The sequence below is a fragment of the Paenibacillus phoenicis genome (genome assembly GCF_034718895.1).
GTDB classification, from domain to species: Bacteria; Bacillota; Bacilli; order Paenibacillales; family Paenibacillaceae; genus Fontibacillus; species Fontibacillus phoenicis.
Window position 1 is genome coordinate 2,213,363 of record NZ_JAYERP010000001.1, and the last position, 18,070, is coordinate 2,231,432.

Below are 18,070 nucleotides of genomic sequence, written 5' to 3' on the forward strand. Positions count from 1 at the left end.
CAGAAGCGTCGGTTTCCTTAAGCTCTCGCTTGACCCAGGCGAATCACGTTCCAGGAAGCTTTAGCTAAACAGGCTTTCACATAACCGTCCTGGCATACCGCATTTCCTCCGGTGTGAGGCTTCACATTTTCCTGGTCCGCCGTATTTACGGCCTTCAGGTCTTCGTGCTCCAGCACAAGGTGCTCGATCACACGGTAGCCTTCGAACCCGCGAATATCGCAATCCAGCTCAAGAGCTTCCTCCAAATGGCGGTTCACCGCAAAAATCGTCAACGTCTCGTCTGCTTCGTTATATACAACCGCGCTGTCCAAATACGGAACATCGGTATAATCCTTAGCGTCGTATACCGGGGAGTCGACAACCGGCTGCAGTGAAACGCCCCGTCCAAAGAGCGATGCATGCATGTAAGGATAATAGATCGTCTGCTTCCAGGACCGCCCGCCATTCTCCGTCATGATCGGGGCGATGACGTTCACCAATTGGGCCATGCAGGCCATCTTCACCCGATCGGCGTGGCGCAGGAACGTAATCAGCATGCTTCCGACCAGCAAAGCGTCCTCGAAGTTATAGACATCCTCCAGCTGCGGCGGCGCAATTCCCCAAGGCTCCAGCTTGGCGTCGGCATCGTTGGAATGGTACCAAACGTTCCACTCGTCGAAGCTGAGGTACATCGTTTTTTTGCTGCGTTTCTTCGCTTTGACATAATCGCAGGTGGAAATCACCGTACGAATGAAGTGGTCCATATCCATCGAACGGGCGAGGAAGTTCGCCGTATCGTTGTCCCGGTTGCCATAGTATTGATGCAGGGAGATATAGTCGGCCACCTCGTAGGTATGCTCCAGCGTTACCGCTTCCCATTCCGGGAACGTTGGCATCGACGAGCTGGAGCTGCCGCAGGACACCAGCTCGATATCGGGATCGACCAGTCGCATCGCCTTTGCCGTCTCATAGGCGAGCCGGCCGTATTCCTGCGGCGTCTTCTGTCCGATTTGCCAAGGACCGTCCATCTCGTTGCCCAGACACCAGGTCCGGATCTTATGGGGCTGCTCGTAACCATGGCTGCGACGCAAATCGCTCCAGTAGCTGCCCCCCGGATGGTTGCAGTATTCCAGCAGGTTGCGGGCCGCATCAACGCCGCGGGTCCCCAGATTCACCGCCATCATCACTTCGGCACCAACCTCTTTGGCCCATCCGGCAAACTCGTTCGTGCCTACCCAATTCGGTTCAACCGTCCTCCAGGCCAACTCCAAGCGTTTCGGCCTCGATTCAACCGGACCAACCCCATCCTCCCAGTTATACCCGGAAACGAAATTCCCGCCGGGATACCGGATGATCGGGACGCCCAGCTGTTTAACCAGCTCCTTTACGTCGTTTCGGAATCCATGTTGATCTGCTTCCGGATGCGAAGGCTCATAAATCCCCCCGTAGACGGCCCGGCCCAAATGTTCAATAAAGGAGCCGTAAATGCGCCGATCTACTTCCGCAATTTTAAAGGCTTTGTCGATGACCATCGTTGCTCGCGGTGCTGTTGATGACATGTTGACCACCTTCCGTTTTAGTAAATATTAAATTATTTCGAATAACCTTGAATGAATCCGTTTACAGGTATAAAATAACATATGAAATTGGGGTTGTAAATATATTTATCTAAAACATTTTATGCTTATATAAAATTAACGAGGCAAACGATTCCAGACCCCGTGAAAATGCTGAAAAACCGCCTGTAAATTCAATGAAACAATGAAATTTAGTTTAAAATATTTTGAAATTAAGCGTGCATTTACTACAAATTTAATCTATTTTCTGAACCTGATTTACATTTTTTGATTTGATGCTTTATTAAACGACTAAGTTAGTTTATAATTATCTAAAATAAAACTACCCACTATTTATTGGAAGAAGGTTCGAATATCCGATGATCTATATTAAGGATTTGATGAGCGGGATCGACATTTTTAAAGCGTTAAGCTCGGAGATCAGGATTCAAATCCTCGAACTGCTGGCCAAAAATCAGGCCTTAAACCTCAACGACCTGGCTACCAAGCTGGGCTTAAGCAACGGGGCGATTACGATGCACATCAAGAAGCTGGAGGAAAGCGGCCTGATCGAAATCAATACTTCTGTTGGCAAGCATGGCATTCAGAAGATTTGTTATTTGAACAAAGACAAGCTGATGGTCGACCTCCGGAGCAAGGATGTCGACAATTTATACGAAGTGGAAATCCAGGTGGGCCATTACAGCAATTATCATGCGGTCCCTACCTGCGGTTTGGCTACGAAGGACAGCATCATCGGCGATTTCGACGATCCGCGTTACTTCGCCGATCCGCAGCGAATCGACTCGGAGATTATTTGGTTGTCCGAGGGCTTCCTGGAATACCGCATCCCGAATTACCTGAAGCCAAACCAGACGTTCCGGGAAATTCAATTCTCGATGGAGCTGGGCTCCGAGGCGCCCGGGTATTGCGATAACTATCCGTCTGACATCTATTTTTACTTGAACGGTGTCGAAATCGGTTTCTGGACGAGTCCGGGGGATTTCGGTGACGCACGCGGCACGTTTAATCCGGATTGGTGGCCGCCGCACTTGAACCAGTACGGGATGCTGAAGCTGATCCGCATTAACAATGAGGGCAGCTTTATCGACGGATGCCGCATCTCCGACGTTACGCTGGAACAGATCAAGCTGGATTACAAAAGCGAGCTGACGTTCCGCATCGCCGTCACCGACAAGCCGATCAACAAGCGCGGCCTGACCATCTACGGCAAGAACTTCGGCAATTACAGCCAGGACCTGCTGGCTCGGGTGCTGTATGATGTGAAGGAGCAATAGCAACAATCCAAAAAATCAGCCTCCAGGTTATCGTTAGGTCCTGAAGGCTGATTTTTTTCATAATGAGTATCTTCTTACATCGTTTGCCCGTTGTCGATGGTGAGGCTCTGTCCTGTCGTCGAAGGCTGCTCCAGAATAGACGCAATGAGTGCGGCAATCTCCTCCGGCGCAGCGATTCGGTCCAAAGGCAGTTGGGAAGTTAGCGACCGCCTCTGCTCCTCTCATCCGACCCACCAACGCGTGCTGACTGCTCCAGGAGCTACACCGGTCACCCGTACATCCGGCACCAAAGCATGGGCCAGCGATTTGGTCAAACCGTTCACCGCCGCCTTGGATACCGCATACGGGAGCGAGGAGCCTTTGCCCGTGATTCCTGCGATGCTGCCCACGTTTACGATCGCCCATGGCAATATACCGGGTGATGCTGGCGTTATTGACCAGGTAATCGATCGTCCCAAATTGCTTGACGATTTGGGCGACCATAGAGATGACCCTCGTTGCTTGAGACGTCGGCTCGGATCGCGATCGCCCGGCCGCCAAATTGCTGAATAGCTTGCACGGTCTCTTGGGTCTCCGCCTCCGAACGGGAATAATTGACGGCAACAATCACCCCGCGTTCGGCCAGCAGCGTCGCTGTCGCCCGGCCGATCCCCGTACCCCCCCCCGATAATAAGAACAACCTTGTTATGGTAACTCATGCTTCCATCTCCTCCTGCATCTGAAGTGTCCCCGATAGGTTTTCCTCAGCCGGTTGGCTGTTGCTGCTGCCTTGCCAATTCACCAGGAAAACCCCCACACAAGTCAAGGCTCCGCCAACATAGACGTACCAGGCGATCTGCTCGCCAAGCAGCAGCCAGCTGCAAATGACGCTAAAGATCGGCACAAGGAACAGGAATGAGCTGGTTTTGCCTGGATCGCTATGGCTGAGCAAATAAAACCAGATCGTAAATTGAATAATGGAACAAAATAGGACGAGCCAAAGAACCACAGACGCCGACGTAAGGTTCAGCTCAAAGCTTGGTTTCTCCCCTGCAAAGCTGAAGATCAGCAGCATCACGCCGCCGAGCAGCATTTGGTAGGCGGCCAGCACTCTTTTGTCAAACGCCGGACCGATGTGATTAATGATCAACGTGGCAACCGTGAAGCTGGCTGCTCCCGCCAAGGCAAAGACCATGCCGGGGTTTACGCTCAAGTGTATCCCAAAGGTGATGACAACGCCGATAAACCCAATTACCACGCCAAACCATTGCCTTACGCGATAGGCTGTACCCATCAAAGCCCCCCAAAGGATAAGCATCAGCGGGCTGGTGCTTGAGATGATCGCCGACTCCCCAGAGGTGATCCAACGCATACTGTAGGCGGTGAACCGCATCACCCCAACTGATTGGAACAAACCGAGCAGCAAAATTTGCAGCCAAGACTTCGCACCTCTCGGTTGAGGTCTTTTGGCGCTGAATACGGCGAGCAATCCCCCGGCGAACAAAAAGCGGAGCCCCATCAGCATGAGCGGGGTGGTATGCATCATCCCCAGCTTGGCAGCGGGATACGCCGTCCCCATCAAAAAAGTCGTCAGCAACAGCAAACCTGTATATTTGTAAATATTCATGAAGTCGTTTCCTCCTTAGGCGTCAGTTTCATGATTTGTATTGTGTCGGAGGTTTTTAATTATGTATAATGATTGATAAAGATATCTGATATCATTATTAGTGATTACAGAGCACCAAAAAGGAGGCTCCACGCATGGACAGTGCGGAATTGCGTATATTTCAGGCCGTTGCTCGGGACGGGGCGATCACGAAAGCTGCCGCCCGGCTTGGCTATGTGCAGTCCAATGTGACGGCCCGTATCAAGCAGCTGGAGACGGAGCTGGGGACCGATTTGTTTTACCGGCACAACCGGGGGATCACCTTAACTTCCAGCGGCAAGATGCTGTTAAATTACGCTGACAAAATCATCGGTTTGCTGGACGAAGCGGCGTCGGCACTCTCCTTCACCGGCGAGCCTAGCGGCCCGCTGCTGATCGGCTCGACCCAGACGACGGCGGCGGTGCGTATGCCTAAGCTGCTAAGCCAGTATTACGAAAAGTATCCGAAGGTGGAGTTAATGTTGCTGACAGATATGTCCGATCGCCTGTTGGAGAAGGTGCTGCAGTACGAACTGGATGTCGCCTTCGGGAGCTTCCGATCCACGCATGATGAACTCACCCGTCTTCCTGTCTTCGACGAGGAGGTTGTGGTTATTTCTCCGCCGGGCATCGAGAGCTTGGATGAAGCCTTATCGAAGCCAAGCTTGGTTTACAACCGCGGCTGCACCTTCCGCGAACAGCTCGAAGACATGAAGAAAGCCCACGGCAGAACCAACGTAGCCACGATGGAGTTCGGCACGCTGGAAGCGATCCTTGGCGGCGTATCCGCCGGTCTTGGCATTTCGCTGTTGCCGCGGACGGTCGCCGAGCAGAAGGCGCAGGAAGGCGCCGTGCGGATTCACGAGGTTCCCGAGGCGATACGCCGCATGAAAACCGAGATCATTTACCGCAAAAACTCCCAACCAACCAGCGCGCTCCGCGCTTTGATTGAGTTGCTGGGGGCGCAGGAGAAGTTAGTTTCTTAAGTGGAAGGGGCGCGTGGCGCGTCCTATCAAGGTAATCACGGCGGTGCGGTGATCATGGCGGTGATCGCGGTGATGGGGTGAAATAGCGGTATAAAATGGCCTTATTTTGCCTGCGTCTCTGGATTTGCTGATGAATAAGGCCATTTTGGGGCCTTATTTTGGGAGTGTGGCTCGGTTCTCCCCCATTTCAGGGGGGATCCGGCTGGATAAGGGAAATTTTTGGCGTTATTCCGGCCAAAAATTCGGATTTTTGAAGAATAGCGGAATAATTTACCGCTATTCACAGGACGAGCCGGCTGGAGCTCCGATAAAGTGGAGCTCCAGCCGGCTCGTTTAACGCGGCCGCGGCTCGCCCGGCCGCGGCTTGGTTCGCGCGCTAGGCCTGCTCCGCCTCGTTGAGCGCCCGCAGCAGCGTGCGGCGGTCGCGCACGCGGTGGGCTTCGCGCAGGCTGCGCGCGAACAGCTCCTCGCCGATGCCCAGCTCGGCGAGGGTCGACGGCCCGCCGGCCTTGCGCAGCAGGCCGCGGAGCTCGGCTTCGCCGGGCAGGTCCCGCAGCCAGGCGCGGACCTGCTCCCGGTGCTCCCGGAGCGCCGCAAGCTCGGCGCCCGGGAGCATCCCTTCGCCCGCGGCGTGGTACACGCGGGCGATCTCGGCGCAGGCAACGCCAACTTTGGCACCGTGCAGCAGCGCCCGCCGACCCTGGCGCAGGTACTCCATCTCCCAGTAATGGGAGAGATGGTGCTCTGCGCCGGAGGCGGGGTGCGACTGCCCGAACAGCAGCATGGCGATGCCCGATTCGATCAGCGCCGTCATCAAGGCGCGGATCCCTTCTTCCGTGCGCGCGCCGATGGCCTCGGCGTGCGACACGCAGCTGCGCAGCGCGCGCTCGGTAATCGCCGCCGCCTGTTCGTCATAAGGTTCCCCCGCCGTCAGACGGGAGAACTTCCAGTCGAACAGGCTGGTGTATTTACCGAGCATATCGCCAAAGCCCGCAGCAACCAACCGCTGCGGGGCCGCCATGAGAATATCGAGGTCAGCAAAAATCGCCACCGGCGGCACAGCCGGCACCGTCTTTTTGACCCCGCGTACAATCAGCGGCGCGCCTGCAGAGGTGAACCCGTCCACGGACGGCGCGGTCGGCACCGACACAAACGGCTTGCCGGTCTTGTGGGCGGCAAACCGGACGATGTCGTGGATCGTTCCGGAGCCCACCGCGAGGAGCACATCCGTCTCGTCAGGACGGATCTCCAGCAACAGCTGAACAATCGCGATCTCGTCGGCGACCACATCGCCTTGCGCGTCCGGTTGAATGAGGACAACGCGCGTATTCACGCCCTCCGCTTCCAGCAAACCCATGAGCTGCTCTCCCGCCGCCGCATACGTATGATCGTCCGCCACCAGCAGGACATGGCGATAACCCTGTTCCCGCAAGTAAGGAGCAACCTTCCGGATCACCCCTCGGTCTAGTTCAATCACCTTCAACTGCTCCAACTGTCTGTCTTGCAGCACGTTATCCCCTCCCTTGACCATCCATCAACTTCCTGCAATTTTCTGAAAACTTCTTCAGGACCCTACGATTTGCCGCATTTCCCCGTAAAGCGAAAAAATTGCCCTATCCCTTTCCTCGCGACACCCCATGACACCCCATTCCAGCTCGAATCGGCGCCCATGGACTTAGGGCAAGAGGGTATTCGATCCTTTACCTTCTGCATAAACAACAGGTGGGCGAGGCGCACAGTCCTTGACAGGCCAGCCACTCCTTCGCCCCGCTTACTCCCACTCTTACTCCGCCGCTTGCTTGATTCGCTTCAGCCGCTTCATCACGTCGTTTTCGCCGCGGCCGAAGTAGTCGTGCAGCTGGCTGTATTCCTGATACAGCTTCTCGTACACTTCCACGTGTGCCGGGATCGGCTTGAACGTTTCCTCTTTGACGCGGGCCATTTTCTCGGCGGCATCTAGGATCGAATCGTAGCCGCCCGCTTCCGCGCCTGCAGCTACTGCTGCGAACATCGCCGCGCCGAGGGCCGGTGTCTGCTTGGAATCTGCCACAAAAATCTCACGGTTCGTCACATCCGCATAGATCTGCATCAGCAGGCGGTTTTTCTGCGGCAATCCGCCGCAGGCATACAACGCGTCAACTTGCACGCCGTTTTGAACAAACGCGTCGATAATTTTGCGCGTGCCAAAAGCCGTTGCCTCGAGCAATGCCCGATAAATCTCCTGCGGTTTGGTCAGCAGCGTCATCCCCAGGATCATCCCGGTCAAATCCGTATCCACCAGCACAGACCGGTTGCCGTTCCACCAATCGAGCGCGAGCAGGCCCGTTTGCCCCGGTTGATACGCAGCGGCTTCCCGCTCCAACCATTGGTGCACAGTCAATCCTTCCTTCTCCGCCGCCTCCTTCACGTACGCCGGCAACGCTTCTTCAACATACCATTCAAAAATATCCCCCACAGCCGACTGCCCGGCTTCATAGCCGTACAAGCCCGGAATGATTCCGTCCTCGACCACGCCGCACATGCCTTCAACCTGCTTTTCTTCCGTCCCCAGCAGCATGTGGCAAATCGAGGTCCCCATCGCCATAACCAGCTTGCCCGGCGAGACAACACCGACAGCTGGCACGGCTGCATGCGCGTCCACGTTGCCCACCGCCACGGCGATGCCTGGCGTCAGGCCCATCATCTCGGCCATCTCCGGCAGCAGTCCGCCTGCATTCGTCCCCAGCGGAATCACGTCGCCGCGCAGTTTTGTATCCGTCAGATCCTCCAGCCGAGGATCCAGCGCTTTAAAATACTCCTTACTCGGATACCCGTCCTGCTTATGCCAAATCGCTTTGTAGCCCGCCGTACAGCTGTTGCGGACGATGTTGCCGGTCATTTGCGCGATGACCCAGTCGGTCGCTTCCAGAAATAGATCCGCTTTCTCGTAGATCTCCGGTGCTTCGTCGAGGATTTGCCATACCTTCGCAATCATCCATTCGGACGAGATCTTCCCCCCGTACCGCGCCAAAAACGCTTCTCCCCGCTCCGCCGCAATCGCGTTGATCTTATCTGCCTCCGGCTGAGCCGCATGGTGCTTCCACAGCTTCACCCAGCTATGCGGGTTATCGGCCAGCGCCGGATCGAAGCTCAGCGGCTGGCCTTGCGCATCCACCGGCAGCATCGTGCAGGCGGTAAAATCAATGCCAATCCCGATCACATCCGCCGGATCGATTCCCGATTCCTGGAGCACCGCAGGCACCGAGCGCCGCAGCACCTCCAGATAATCGCCGGGATGCTGCAAAGCCCAATCATGCTCCAGCTTAATCCCAGATCCGGGCAACCGCTCATCAATGACATGGTGCGGATATGGCGTCACATGGTCGGCAACCTCGCGGCCGTCCGACAAATCCACCAGCACGGCGCGGCCGGACTGCGTGCCGTAGTCGATGCCAATCGTGTATTTTTTCCCCTTGCTCATCGTAACCCCTCCCTGCATCCCATTATTTCTGCCCGTAATAGGCATTGGCTCCATGCTTCCGCAAAAAATGCCGGTCCAACAGCGCCTGATCCATCGCCGGCGTATTCGGATTGATCTGCTCCATCCGGGCGGCGATCTTCGCCACCTCTTCCAGCACAACGGCATTATGGACCGCATGATGCGCATCCTTGCCCCAGACAAACGGCGCGTGCGAATGCACAAGCACTCCCGGCACCTGGTTCGGATCCAGCCCCAGCTCTTTAAACCGCTCTACGATCACATGGCCTGTTTCCAACTCGTAAGCGCCTTCAATTTCGGCTCGTGTCATCGGCCGCGTTACCGGGATCTCACCGTAAAAATAATCCGCATGCGTCGTTCCATACGCCGGTAACGCCCGCCCTGCCTGGGCCCAGCTGGTTCCCCACGGCGAATGCGTATGCACAACCCCGCCGATGTCAGGAAATTCGCGATATAACACCCGGTGCGTTGGCGTATCGGAGGACGGGCGCAGATTCCCTTCCACCACGTTGCCGTCCAGGTCGACCACGACCATATGCTCCGGCTTTAATTCCTCATACGGCACGCCGCTGGGTTTAATGACAAACAATCCGCTTTCCCGGTCGATCCCGCTGACGTTTCCCCACGTAAACGTGACCAGTCCATACTTCGGAAGCTCCAAATTGGCTTCCCACACCTGCTGTTTTAAGGCTTCCAACATCGCAAGCTTCGTCCCCTTTCCTTATCCCATGTCATCCAACATAACAAAAGGTACGTACAAGTTACCAAGCACCTGTTTCAACCGAAGCGGCACCGCCCGCCAAACTTCAGCAGGACGGTGACACCGCCAAGTTGTCTAGTTCCCGTTCGTTCTCTCGTTCCAGTTTATTTCAAAACCGTTCGTTCCAGCACCGAATCCCGTTCAATCAGCTCCGGTTCAAACACCGTATCGCCCGGCGTTTCCCCCCGCTCGATCATCCCGATCAGCTGGCGGGCGGCAAGCTCGCCCATCGCCGTTTTGGGGTGGGTCAGCGTCGTCAGCTTCGTGCCCGAGGCCGCCGCCAGGCTGGAATCGTCAAAGCCGATGACGGACAAATCCTCCGGAATCCGCAAGCCGCACGCGGCGGCAGCGTCCATCAGCCGCACCGCTAACTCGTCGTTGTAGCACACCCATGCCGTTGGCCGCCGATCCTCCGATTTTTGCAGCAGCTCCAGCGCTTTTTGATAGATATAGTCGCCTTTTTGCTCCGTCGTAAACGTCACCACATGCTGCGGCGACACCGCAATCCCAAAGTCCCGATGGGCCGACAGGAACCCCTTCAGCCGGTTGACGCCCTGCAGGTCATCCCTTTTGAAAAATCCGGCGATCTGCCGGTGCCCTTTTTCCAGCAAGTACAGCGCCGCTTTCCGGCCTCCCGCCTCGTCGTTCACCTTCAGGCACGGACATTCGAGCTCGGGGTATCTCGCGTTGATCATCAAATACGGAATCCCCTTCTCCTGTAACTCCAAAAAATACCCCAAATTCGGGTTCCCCTCCGCGCTCTTCGTCGGCTCGATGATCAGTCCGCTGAGCGGTTGGCTCGTCATGAGCTGCAGGCTATCCCTTTCCTTCTCCTTCGTGTTGTCCGTGCTGGACAGCAGCAGCCGATACCCATGCTGGCGCAGCTCCGCCTCCGCCCCTCGAACGATATGAGGAAAAATATAATCGGAAATATACGTCGTCATAATGCCGATCGTCTTCACCGCTTCGCCCTCCCGCCGTCCGGGATGCCGGACAAACGTGCCTTTGCCCTGGATACGCTCCAGCCAGCCTTCTTTCTCCAGTTCGCCAAACGTCTGCCGAACCGTCTGCCGGCTTAAGCCAAACTGCTCGGCAATCTCGTTCTCCGACGGAACCTGTTTTCCGGGCTGAAGCTTTCCTTGCTCGAGCCAAGACAATAATTCGTTTTTCAGCTGCATATATTTCGGAATTTTCCGGTCGTTCATGTTTCGTCCACCCTTCACCAATGCCACCGTTCTCTTTACTACCCGTTATTGTAACATAGGCCGGGCGAACGCAGAGGGCTGTTTCCACACCTTATCCAAAAGCAAGCCTGATTCACGTCACGCAGCTGCGACTCGCGTAACTGCCACTGCGATTAGCGCAACCGGTAAGCCGCATCGCTCCAGCGCAGCTCGTTCTTGAAGCGCGGTACCGAGGTATCCTTGTCGATGATCACCGCTTCAATGCCGGCCATTTCCGCCCAGTCGGACAGGTTCTCGGCCGTAATCGCGTAAGACAGCACCGTATGATGCGCCCCGCCGGCCAAAATCCACGCTTCCGCCGATTCGCGCAGCGAAGGCTGCGGCTTCCACAATACGCGGGCCACCGGCAGCTTCGGCATCAGCTTCTCCACCTTCACGCCGTCCACCACGTTGACCAGCAACCGGAAGCGATGGCCCAGATCAACAAGCGAAGCGTTAACCGCCGGACCCGCCTGGCCGTCGAACACCATCCGCGCCGGATCGGCCTTACCCCCGATGCCCAGCGGGTGCACTTCAATCGTCGGCTTCGTCGCCGCAATCGTCGGGCACACCTCCAGCATGTGCGCGCCCAGAATCATGTGATTGCCCGGCTCAAAATGATACGTGTAATCCTCCATAAACGAGGTGCTTTTGTTGTTTGCCAGCACTTTGAGCACACGAGTCAGAGCTGCAGTCTTCCAGTCGCCTTCCCCGCCAAAACCGTACCCGGCTTCCATCAACCGCTGCACAGCCAGACCCGGGAGTTGCTTGAGTCCGTGCAGATCCTCAAACGTCGTCGTGAACGCCCCAAAGTCGCCTTGCTCCAGGAACCGTTTCATGGCGATTTCAAGCTTCGCCTGATATGCGATGGAGTCGCGAATCGGCCCGCTGCTTAAACCGGCTTGCGTAATGGTGTACTGCTCGGCATACTCTTTCAGCAGCGCTTCGGCTTCCGCATCGGTAACTTCATTTAGCACCTGCACCAGATCGCCAACGCCATACCCGTTCACCGACCAACCGAATTTGATTTGCGCTTCGACCTTGTCACCTTCGGTCACCGCCACTTCGCGCATGTTATCGCCAAAGCGCGCTACCTTCAGCTGCCGGCTCTCAGCATAAGCGACCGCCGTCCGCATCCAGCCCGCCAGCGACGCACGGACTTCCTCGTCCTCCCAATGCCCGACCACGATTTTGCGGTTGATCCCAAGCCGGGCACCGATATGCCCATACTCGCGGTCACCGTGGGCTGATTGGTTCAGGTTCATGAAATCCATATCGATCGTTTCCCACGGAATATCGCGGTTAAACTGCGTATGGAAGTGCAGCAGCGGTTTTTGCAGTTGGGACAAGCCGGCGATCCACATTTTAGCTGGCGAGAACGTGTGCATCCAAGTGATAATCCCCGCACAAGTCTCGTCGCCATTGGCGGCCAGAATCAGCTTATAGATCTCGTCCGGCGTCGTGACGATCGGTTTAAACACCACCGGGAACCCAATCGCCGGGTCTTTGTCCAGTTGTTCTGCGATAATGCGGGAGTGGCCCGCTACCTCTTCCAGCGTTTCAGGGCCGTATAAATGCTGGCTTCCAGTCACGAACCAAAAAGAATGCGGTTTCAATTTCATGCCAAAGCGCCTCCTTATGAAAAATGATTGCTCATTAACTTGTACATACCATATTGGATTTTCCGACATTCATTCACTAATTGTACGTACAAGTTGAATTACCCTCATTGTACTTCCCTCTGCTTCAATTGACAATAGGGTTCACGAAATTGATATTCGCAAAACACCATCAAGCGCTAGCTAAGATGAACGTAAACAAAAGACAGCCCTCCAAATTGCTACATCTCGTAGGTTAAAATGGATAGTGATAAACCAAACCATTTCAGAGCTACATAGCAAAGGAGAGCTGATACTATGCAGTCTACCACAAAATTCGTCGGTTTAGATGTATCCAAAGAAAAAATTTCGGTTGCAATTGCGGACGCTGGTGGGCAGTCCTCCCGCTATTACGGGAGCATCCCCATACACCGGCAGCGCTGCGCAAACTCATCAAAGAACTGGGGCCGGCACAAAACGGACCTAAAAGACCTTATTTGCCATTACCCGGATATTTCCCGTTGTAACGGACTCCATGGACTTTATTCAGCCTCACGGAGCCCATATAGCTGCTATTTATGCGAAATAAGGGCCCCTCGGTCCGTTAAATTGAAAAATCCTTCAAATTGGCTTGAATAACGTCCCCTGTGTCCGTTACCATCAAGTTCCTTTCGAGGCAGCCTCATCACGCACAAAAACAGCCCCCATGCAACGGGAGTCCGTTTTCGTTCTCTGTACATTTCTACTTTAGTTCTCTCCTCTATTCTAACTCCCTATCACTATCCTACTTGTTCACCACTTACAGCTCCGTTTATTATCCTTTGCCCCTAGCTTCTGCTCTTCCACCCGTTAGCTCAAAATCCCCGGCTGCGGGGTCACGCCAAACGCGGCGGCCAGGTCGCGCAGCTGAGCGTCGGTGATCTTTTGCAGCACCGGGCGGTCGCCAAGCAGCATGTAGATCTGCGCAGCCTTCTCCACTGTCTCGATCAAGCCAAACGCTTCGTCGATCGTCGTACCAGTGCCAAAAATCCCGTGCTGCGGCCAAATCACGACTCGGTGCTCGCGCATCTTCTCGGCCGTCGCCCGCCCGATGTCCGGGCTGCCGGGCACCATCCACGGCACGATCCCGATACCGTCGGGGAACACCACGAGACATTCCGTGCACATTTCCCACAGCGTTTTCGTCAGCTTTTTCTCGTCCAGCTCATGGACAAACGTCATCGCCAGCGCATGAGTGGCGTGGCAGTGCATGATGACCCGGTGCGCCGGATCCACCTTCAAGCGCTCGATATGGCTCATAAAATGCGCCGGCAACTCGCTAGTGGGTACCGCCCCGTCACGCAGCCCCCACAGCACCTCGACTTGGTCGCCGTCCTCAGCCACTCGCAGCACGCCCAAGTTCGCCTCCGGATCGGAGATCACATTTTTGAAATACTTGCCCGTGCCCGTCACGATAAAATATCGTCCCGCCAGCTCCTTCACCGGAAACGTCAGCGGCAGCTTTCGACGCTCCGAAGCAGAGGCGGTTCCTATATATTTTTCTACCTCCGCCTCATGGAGCAGATAGCTGATGTTGCCTCCGTTGCGCTCATCCCAGCCCAGCCGCCACATATGGTACGTGATTTCCGCCATCTCCCGGATAAACGGGACTTCCAATCCCGGGATCCGCCAACCTTTCTCCACTTCCGATAACATCGTACTCACAGTAGGTTCCTCTCCTTACTCAAGTATATAATGCTTAAAAAATGCGGATGCTTTCGTTACCGCGCCGCCAGCACCTTCGTCTCGTAGTTTTTCACGTCTGCCAGCCACGCCTCCCGCACCGGCACACCTTGCGAAGCGCAGAAGTAATCCCAAATCGCTCCGTACGGATACGATTTAAACTCTTCGACCAACGCCAGCCGGGACGTGTAGTCGCCGTCCAGCTCCAGCCGCTTCAATGTGTCAATCGGCTCCAGCATCGCTCGCAGCAGCGCTTTTTGGGTGTTGCGCGTTCCGATGACCCAAGCCGCGATATGATTGATGCTGCCATCGAAGAAATCGAGACCGATATGTGTGCGATCCAGCAGCTCCCCGCGCACCAACTCGCGGGCGATTTCCAGCAGCTCGTCGTCCATCGTCACAACGTGATCGCTGTCCCAGCGCACCGGACGGCTGACGTGCAACAGCAGTGCGCGGCCAAACAACAGCCAGGAGGACAGCTTGTTGGAGATCGTCTCCGTCGGATGGAAATGGCCGGCGTCGAAGCAGACCGCCTTGCCCCGGGACAACGCATAGCCCATGTAAAATTCATGCGAGCCAACGACATAACTTTCCGAGCCGATGCCAAACAGCTTGCTCTCCACCGCGTCAATGTTGTACTTTTCGTCGATCTGCTCGGCAAAAACTTCATCAAGCGCCTCCATCAAACGGGCCCGCGGCGTAAGCCGATCCACCGGCGAATCCTTGAAGCCGTCCGGGATCCAGACGTTGGTGACGCAAGGCTGCCCAAGCGCCCGCCCAAACGATTCAGCGATTTTGCGCGACGCCTTGCAGTGGTCGATCCAAAACTTGCGAATTTCCGGGTCCGGATGGCTGAGCGTAAACCCGTCCTTGGCTTTTTCGTGCGAGAAACAGGTCGGGTTAAAATCCAGCCCCAGCCCCCGCTCCTTCGCCCAATCGACCCAACCGGCAAAATGCCTCGGCTCCAGCGCGTCCAGCTCAACCGGTTCATCCGTATCCGCGTAAATCGCGTGAAGGTTGACCTTATGTTGACCCGGAATCAAGCGAAGCGCTTGGTCCAAGTCTTGACGCAGTTCGTCCGGCGTCCGCGCACGGCCTGGATAACTGCCGGTAACCGCCAGGCCGCCGCCCAGCTCCTGATCCTTATGAAGGAATCCCTTAACGTCATCCCCCTGCCAGCAATGCAGCGAAATTTTGATTTGAGCCAGCCGGGCCAGCGCGGCGTCGACGTCAATTCCATGGCGCTCATACAGCTTTTTCGCCTCGTTGTAGCTGGTTTGAATCGCGTTGTCCATGTTTGCTCCTCCTTTGGCATAACTAATCTATCTATCCGCCCAATACTCTAATCGTCGATCCAATCGTCACCGCGCCAGCAAATCCGCGAACCGTTTTTGTGCCTCTGCAATCTCACCGGCATGAGTCCCCCGAGGAACATACGTCCGAATCGGAAAAGACCGCCGAATCAGCTCACGCCCCTCGCCGATATCGCGAATCGCGCCGCTGCTGATCATCTGCACCAACAGATTCCCCAGCGCCGTGGACTCCGTTGGCCCGGCTTCTACCGGAATGCCCGCCACGTCCGCGGTCCATTGGCACAGCAGCTCATTGTTGGCGCCGCCGCCGACGATGTGAAGCGTCTCCGGCTTTTGTCCGGTCAGCCGTTCAAGTTCCCGCAGGTAAACATCGTACGATAAGGCCAAGCTGTCAAAAATACACCTCGCCAACTCACCCGGCGTATCCGGAACGGGCTGACTCGTCTCCTTGCAATACTGCCGGATTTCTTCGGTCATCTGCGCAGGATTTAGGAAACGGTCATCGTTGCAGTTGATCAAGGAACGGAACGGCGTCACGGCCTCGGCCAGTTCCACCAATTCCGCATAGCTGTGCTGTTTTCCGTAATCCTTGCGGACCTCTTGGATCAGCCACATGCCCATGATGTTTTTCAAAAAACGGTACGTGCCGTACGCGCCCCATTCATTCGTATAATTGCGCTCCATCGCTTCCGGCGTTGCCAGCGGCGTCTGCCGCTCTCCCCCGATCAGCGACCAGGTCCCGCTGCTGAGATATGCCCACGAATCGCCGCTGGCTGGAACGCCCAGCACGGCGGAAGCCGTATCATGCGTTGCCGCCACGATCAGCTCGCATTCGGGCAGCCCATACTCCCGGACCAGCTCCAATTTGATTGACCCCAGCCGCGTCCCGGGCTCCGTCAGAGCCGGAAACTTCGACCGGGACAGCCCCAGCAGCGCGAGCAATTCCGGGTCGTAGTCGCGGGTTTGCAGATTCAACAAAGCGGTAGTTGAGGCGTTGGTCATCTCGCTGATCCGCTTCCCGGACAACAAATAATAGAGATAATCCGGCACAAGCAAGATGTGCTTGGCCTTCGCCAGCTCCTCACGATCGTGCGCATATAACTGATACAGCGTATTAAAGGCCAAATGCTGAATCCCGGTTTTCTCATAGATCCGTGAAAACGGGATAACCGCGTGTAGCTGGGGGACCGCCTCGATCGTCCGGGCATCACGATAAGCGTACACCTCGCCGATCCGCTCTCCTTCCCCGTCCAGCAGCGCATAATCCACCGCCCACGTATCGATGCCCAGCGTGCAACGGCCGATTCCGAGTTTTTTCGCCTGTTGCAGGCCGCGGAGAATTTCCCGGTACAAATGGTCGATATCCCAATAACAATGCCCGTCACGCTCAGAAAACCCGTTATCAAACCGGTGGATTTCCTGCAGCAACAATTGTCCGTCCTGCAGGGTTCCCCTTACCAGCCTCCCGCTGGAGGCGCCGATATCCACGGCAACGTAATCTCTCATCGCTAAGCGCACCTCGCTCTGGAATGCTGCCTGTTCCTAATTTCATCCTATGTCTGTTTGCTTTTGAAGTCAACACAAACAAAGAAATATTATGTTGTTTTTCTTTTGTTTTTGTCTATTCCGTGAAGAAACTCCACTCGCCGCACCTGCCCGCTTCCTCAAAACCGGTTGCCAAGCGCCCCTTTTTCTCGCTATGATGGGAAGGAATCAAGGCTCTCGCGTCTTGACAATAAGAACGGATCCCGAGGTGAACGCCATGCTGGCGGCAGAACGCAAGCAAAAAATCATCGACCTGCTGTATCAGGACAAGCGTGTTCTGGTGTCCGAACTCAGCCGGATGTTCGAAGTAACGGAGGAGACCATCCGCCGTGACTTGGAAAAGCTCGAGAAAGAAGGAATCGCGACCCGTTCCTACGGCGGTGCGATGCTCAATCGGCATACGAACGAAGATTTGCCGTATACGACGCGGAACACGCTGAACGTGGAGATCAAGCGGGCTATCGCGCTGAAGGCCATCGATCTGGTGAACGACGGTGACACGCTGATGGTTGATCCCAGCTCGACTTGCTTTGAATTTTTGAAGACGCTGCATTCGAAGAACAACATCACCGTCATCACCAATTCTGTCAGCGTCCTCCACGAATTCGCCAGCGCGAACCTGAACATCATCTCCACCGGCGGTTCGCTGCGCGCCCGTTCCCTGTCGCTGGTCGGTCCCGCCGCCCAGGAAACGGTGCAGAAATACAACGTTGACACCGCGGTGATCAGCTGCAAAGGCATGACGCCGGACAAAGGCATCTCCGATTCCAATGAGCCGGAATGCGAGTTGAAGAAGCATATGCTTCGCCATGCCGACAAAGTGATTTTGCTGGCGGACCATACGAAGTTTGACAAAAATGCCTTCATCAAGCTGGCCGATTGGGAGCAGATCGATTATTTAATCACCGACCAGCGCCCTTCGGATGCTTGGCTGGAGCTGCTGCAAAGCAAGAACATCGAAGTCCTGTATTAGCGCACGATGTCCTCT

The 18,070-nt window shown here is 55.7% G+C and carries 13 protein-coding genes and 1 pseudogene; 3 read left to right on the forward strand and 11 right to left on the reverse strand.

Features of this window, described 5'->3' with window-relative positions:
- Positions 1 to 17: 17 nt before the first annotated feature.
- Positions 18 to 1,538: an arabinosylfuranosidase ArfA gene (gene arfA / locus U9M73_RS10435; protein ID WP_036644638.1), complete on the reverse strand. Its 1,521-nt coding sequence runs from the start codon at positions 1,536 to 1,538 to the stop codon at positions 18 to 20.
- A gap of 377 nt (positions 1,539 to 1,915) precedes the next feature.
- On the opposite strand from arfA, the gene U9M73_RS10440 reads away from it, so the two are divergent.
- Complete coding sequence (locus U9M73_RS10440; RefSeq protein WP_009224218.1) at positions 1,916 to 2,833, forward strand: ArsR/SmtB family transcription factor; 918 nt, start codon at positions 1,916 to 1,918, stop codon at positions 2,831 to 2,833.
- Between the two features lie 74 nt (positions 2,834 to 2,907).
- Here the strand turns inward: U9M73_RS10440 and U9M73_RS10445 are convergent.
- Together U9M73_RS10445 and U9M73_RS10450 are read right to left on the reverse strand one after the other, a co-directional pair.
- Positions 2,908 to 3,521, reverse strand: a pseudogene (locus U9M73_RS10445) (SDR family NAD(P)-dependent oxidoreductase).
- A gap of 6 nt (positions 3,522 to 3,527) precedes the next feature.
- Positions 3,528 to 4,439 (reverse strand): DMT family transporter, encoded by a 912-nt coding sequence (locus tag U9M73_RS10450; RefSeq protein ID WP_323077212.1) that lies wholly within the window; start codon positions 4,437 to 4,439, stop codon positions 3,528 to 3,530.
- A gap of 134 nt (positions 4,440 to 4,573) precedes the next feature.
- Between U9M73_RS10450 and U9M73_RS10455 the strand changes: the two genes are divergently transcribed.
- A complete protein-coding gene (locus U9M73_RS10455; protein ID WP_323077214.1) occupies positions 4,574 to 5,443 on the forward strand; it encodes a LysR family transcriptional regulator in 870 nt (289 codons plus the stop codon).
- 376 nt (positions 5,444 to 5,819) lie between these two features.
- On the opposite strand, the gene U9M73_RS10460 is transcribed toward U9M73_RS10455, so the two are convergent.
- From U9M73_RS10460 to rhaB, 8 genes are all read right to left on the reverse strand, one after another.
- A complete protein-coding gene (locus U9M73_RS10460; RefSeq protein WP_323077216.1) occupies positions 5,820 to 6,974 on the reverse strand; it encodes a sn-glycerol-1-phosphate dehydrogenase in 1,155 nt (384 codons plus the stop codon).
- A 252-nt stretch (positions 6,975 to 7,226) separates the two neighbouring features.
- Positions 7,227 to 8,903 carry a ribulokinase gene (locus U9M73_RS10465; protein ID WP_036644640.1) on the reverse strand — a complete coding sequence of 559 codons (1,677 nt, stop codon included), beginning with the start codon at positions 8,901 to 8,903 and terminating at the stop codon, positions 7,227 to 7,229.
- Between the two features lie 22 nt (positions 8,904 to 8,925).
- Positions 8,926 to 9,621 (reverse strand): L-ribulose-5-phosphate 4-epimerase, encoded by a 696-nt coding sequence (gene araD, locus U9M73_RS10470; protein ID WP_009224224.1) that lies wholly within the window; start codon positions 9,619 to 9,621, stop codon positions 8,926 to 8,928.
- A 164-nt stretch (positions 9,622 to 9,785) separates the two neighbouring features.
- A complete protein-coding gene (locus tag U9M73_RS10475; protein ID WP_009224225.1) occupies positions 9,786 to 10,886 on the reverse strand; it encodes a GntR family transcriptional regulator in 1,101 nt (366 codons plus the stop codon).
- Between the two features lie 152 nt (positions 10,887 to 11,038).
- Complete coding sequence (gene araA / locus U9M73_RS10480) at positions 11,039 to 12,526, reverse strand: L-arabinose isomerase (protein ID WP_323077217.1); 1,488 nt, start codon at positions 12,524 to 12,526, stop codon at positions 11,039 to 11,041.
- 825 nt (positions 12,527 to 13,351) lie between these two features.
- Positions 13,352 to 14,197 carry a rhamnulose-1-phosphate aldolase gene (gene rhaD, locus U9M73_RS10485; protein ID WP_407673977.1) on the reverse strand — a complete coding sequence of 282 codons (846 nt, stop codon included), beginning with the start codon at positions 14,195 to 14,197 and terminating at the stop codon, positions 13,352 to 13,354.
- A gap of 65 nt (positions 14,198 to 14,262) precedes the next feature.
- The gene (rhaA, locus tag U9M73_RS10490) at positions 14,263 to 15,519 is read right to left on the reverse strand and encodes an L-rhamnose isomerase (RefSeq protein WP_323077220.1); all 1,257 of its coding nucleotides are present in this window, start codon (positions 15,517 to 15,519) and stop codon (positions 14,263 to 14,265) included.
- 66 nt (positions 15,520 to 15,585) lie between these two features.
- Positions 15,586 to 17,043 (reverse strand): rhamnulokinase, encoded by a 1,458-nt coding sequence (gene rhaB, locus U9M73_RS10495; protein WP_323077222.1) that lies wholly within the window; start codon positions 17,041 to 17,043, stop codon positions 15,586 to 15,588.
- Positions 17,044 to 17,299: 256 nt separating this feature from the next.
- On the opposite strand from rhaB, the gene U9M73_RS10500 reads away from it, so the two are divergent.
- Positions 17,300 to 18,055 (forward strand): DeoR/GlpR family DNA-binding transcription regulator, encoded by a 756-nt coding sequence (locus tag U9M73_RS10500; protein WP_260071004.1) that lies wholly within the window; start codon positions 17,300 to 17,302, stop codon positions 18,053 to 18,055.
- Positions 18,056 to 18,070: the final 15 nt, after the last annotated feature.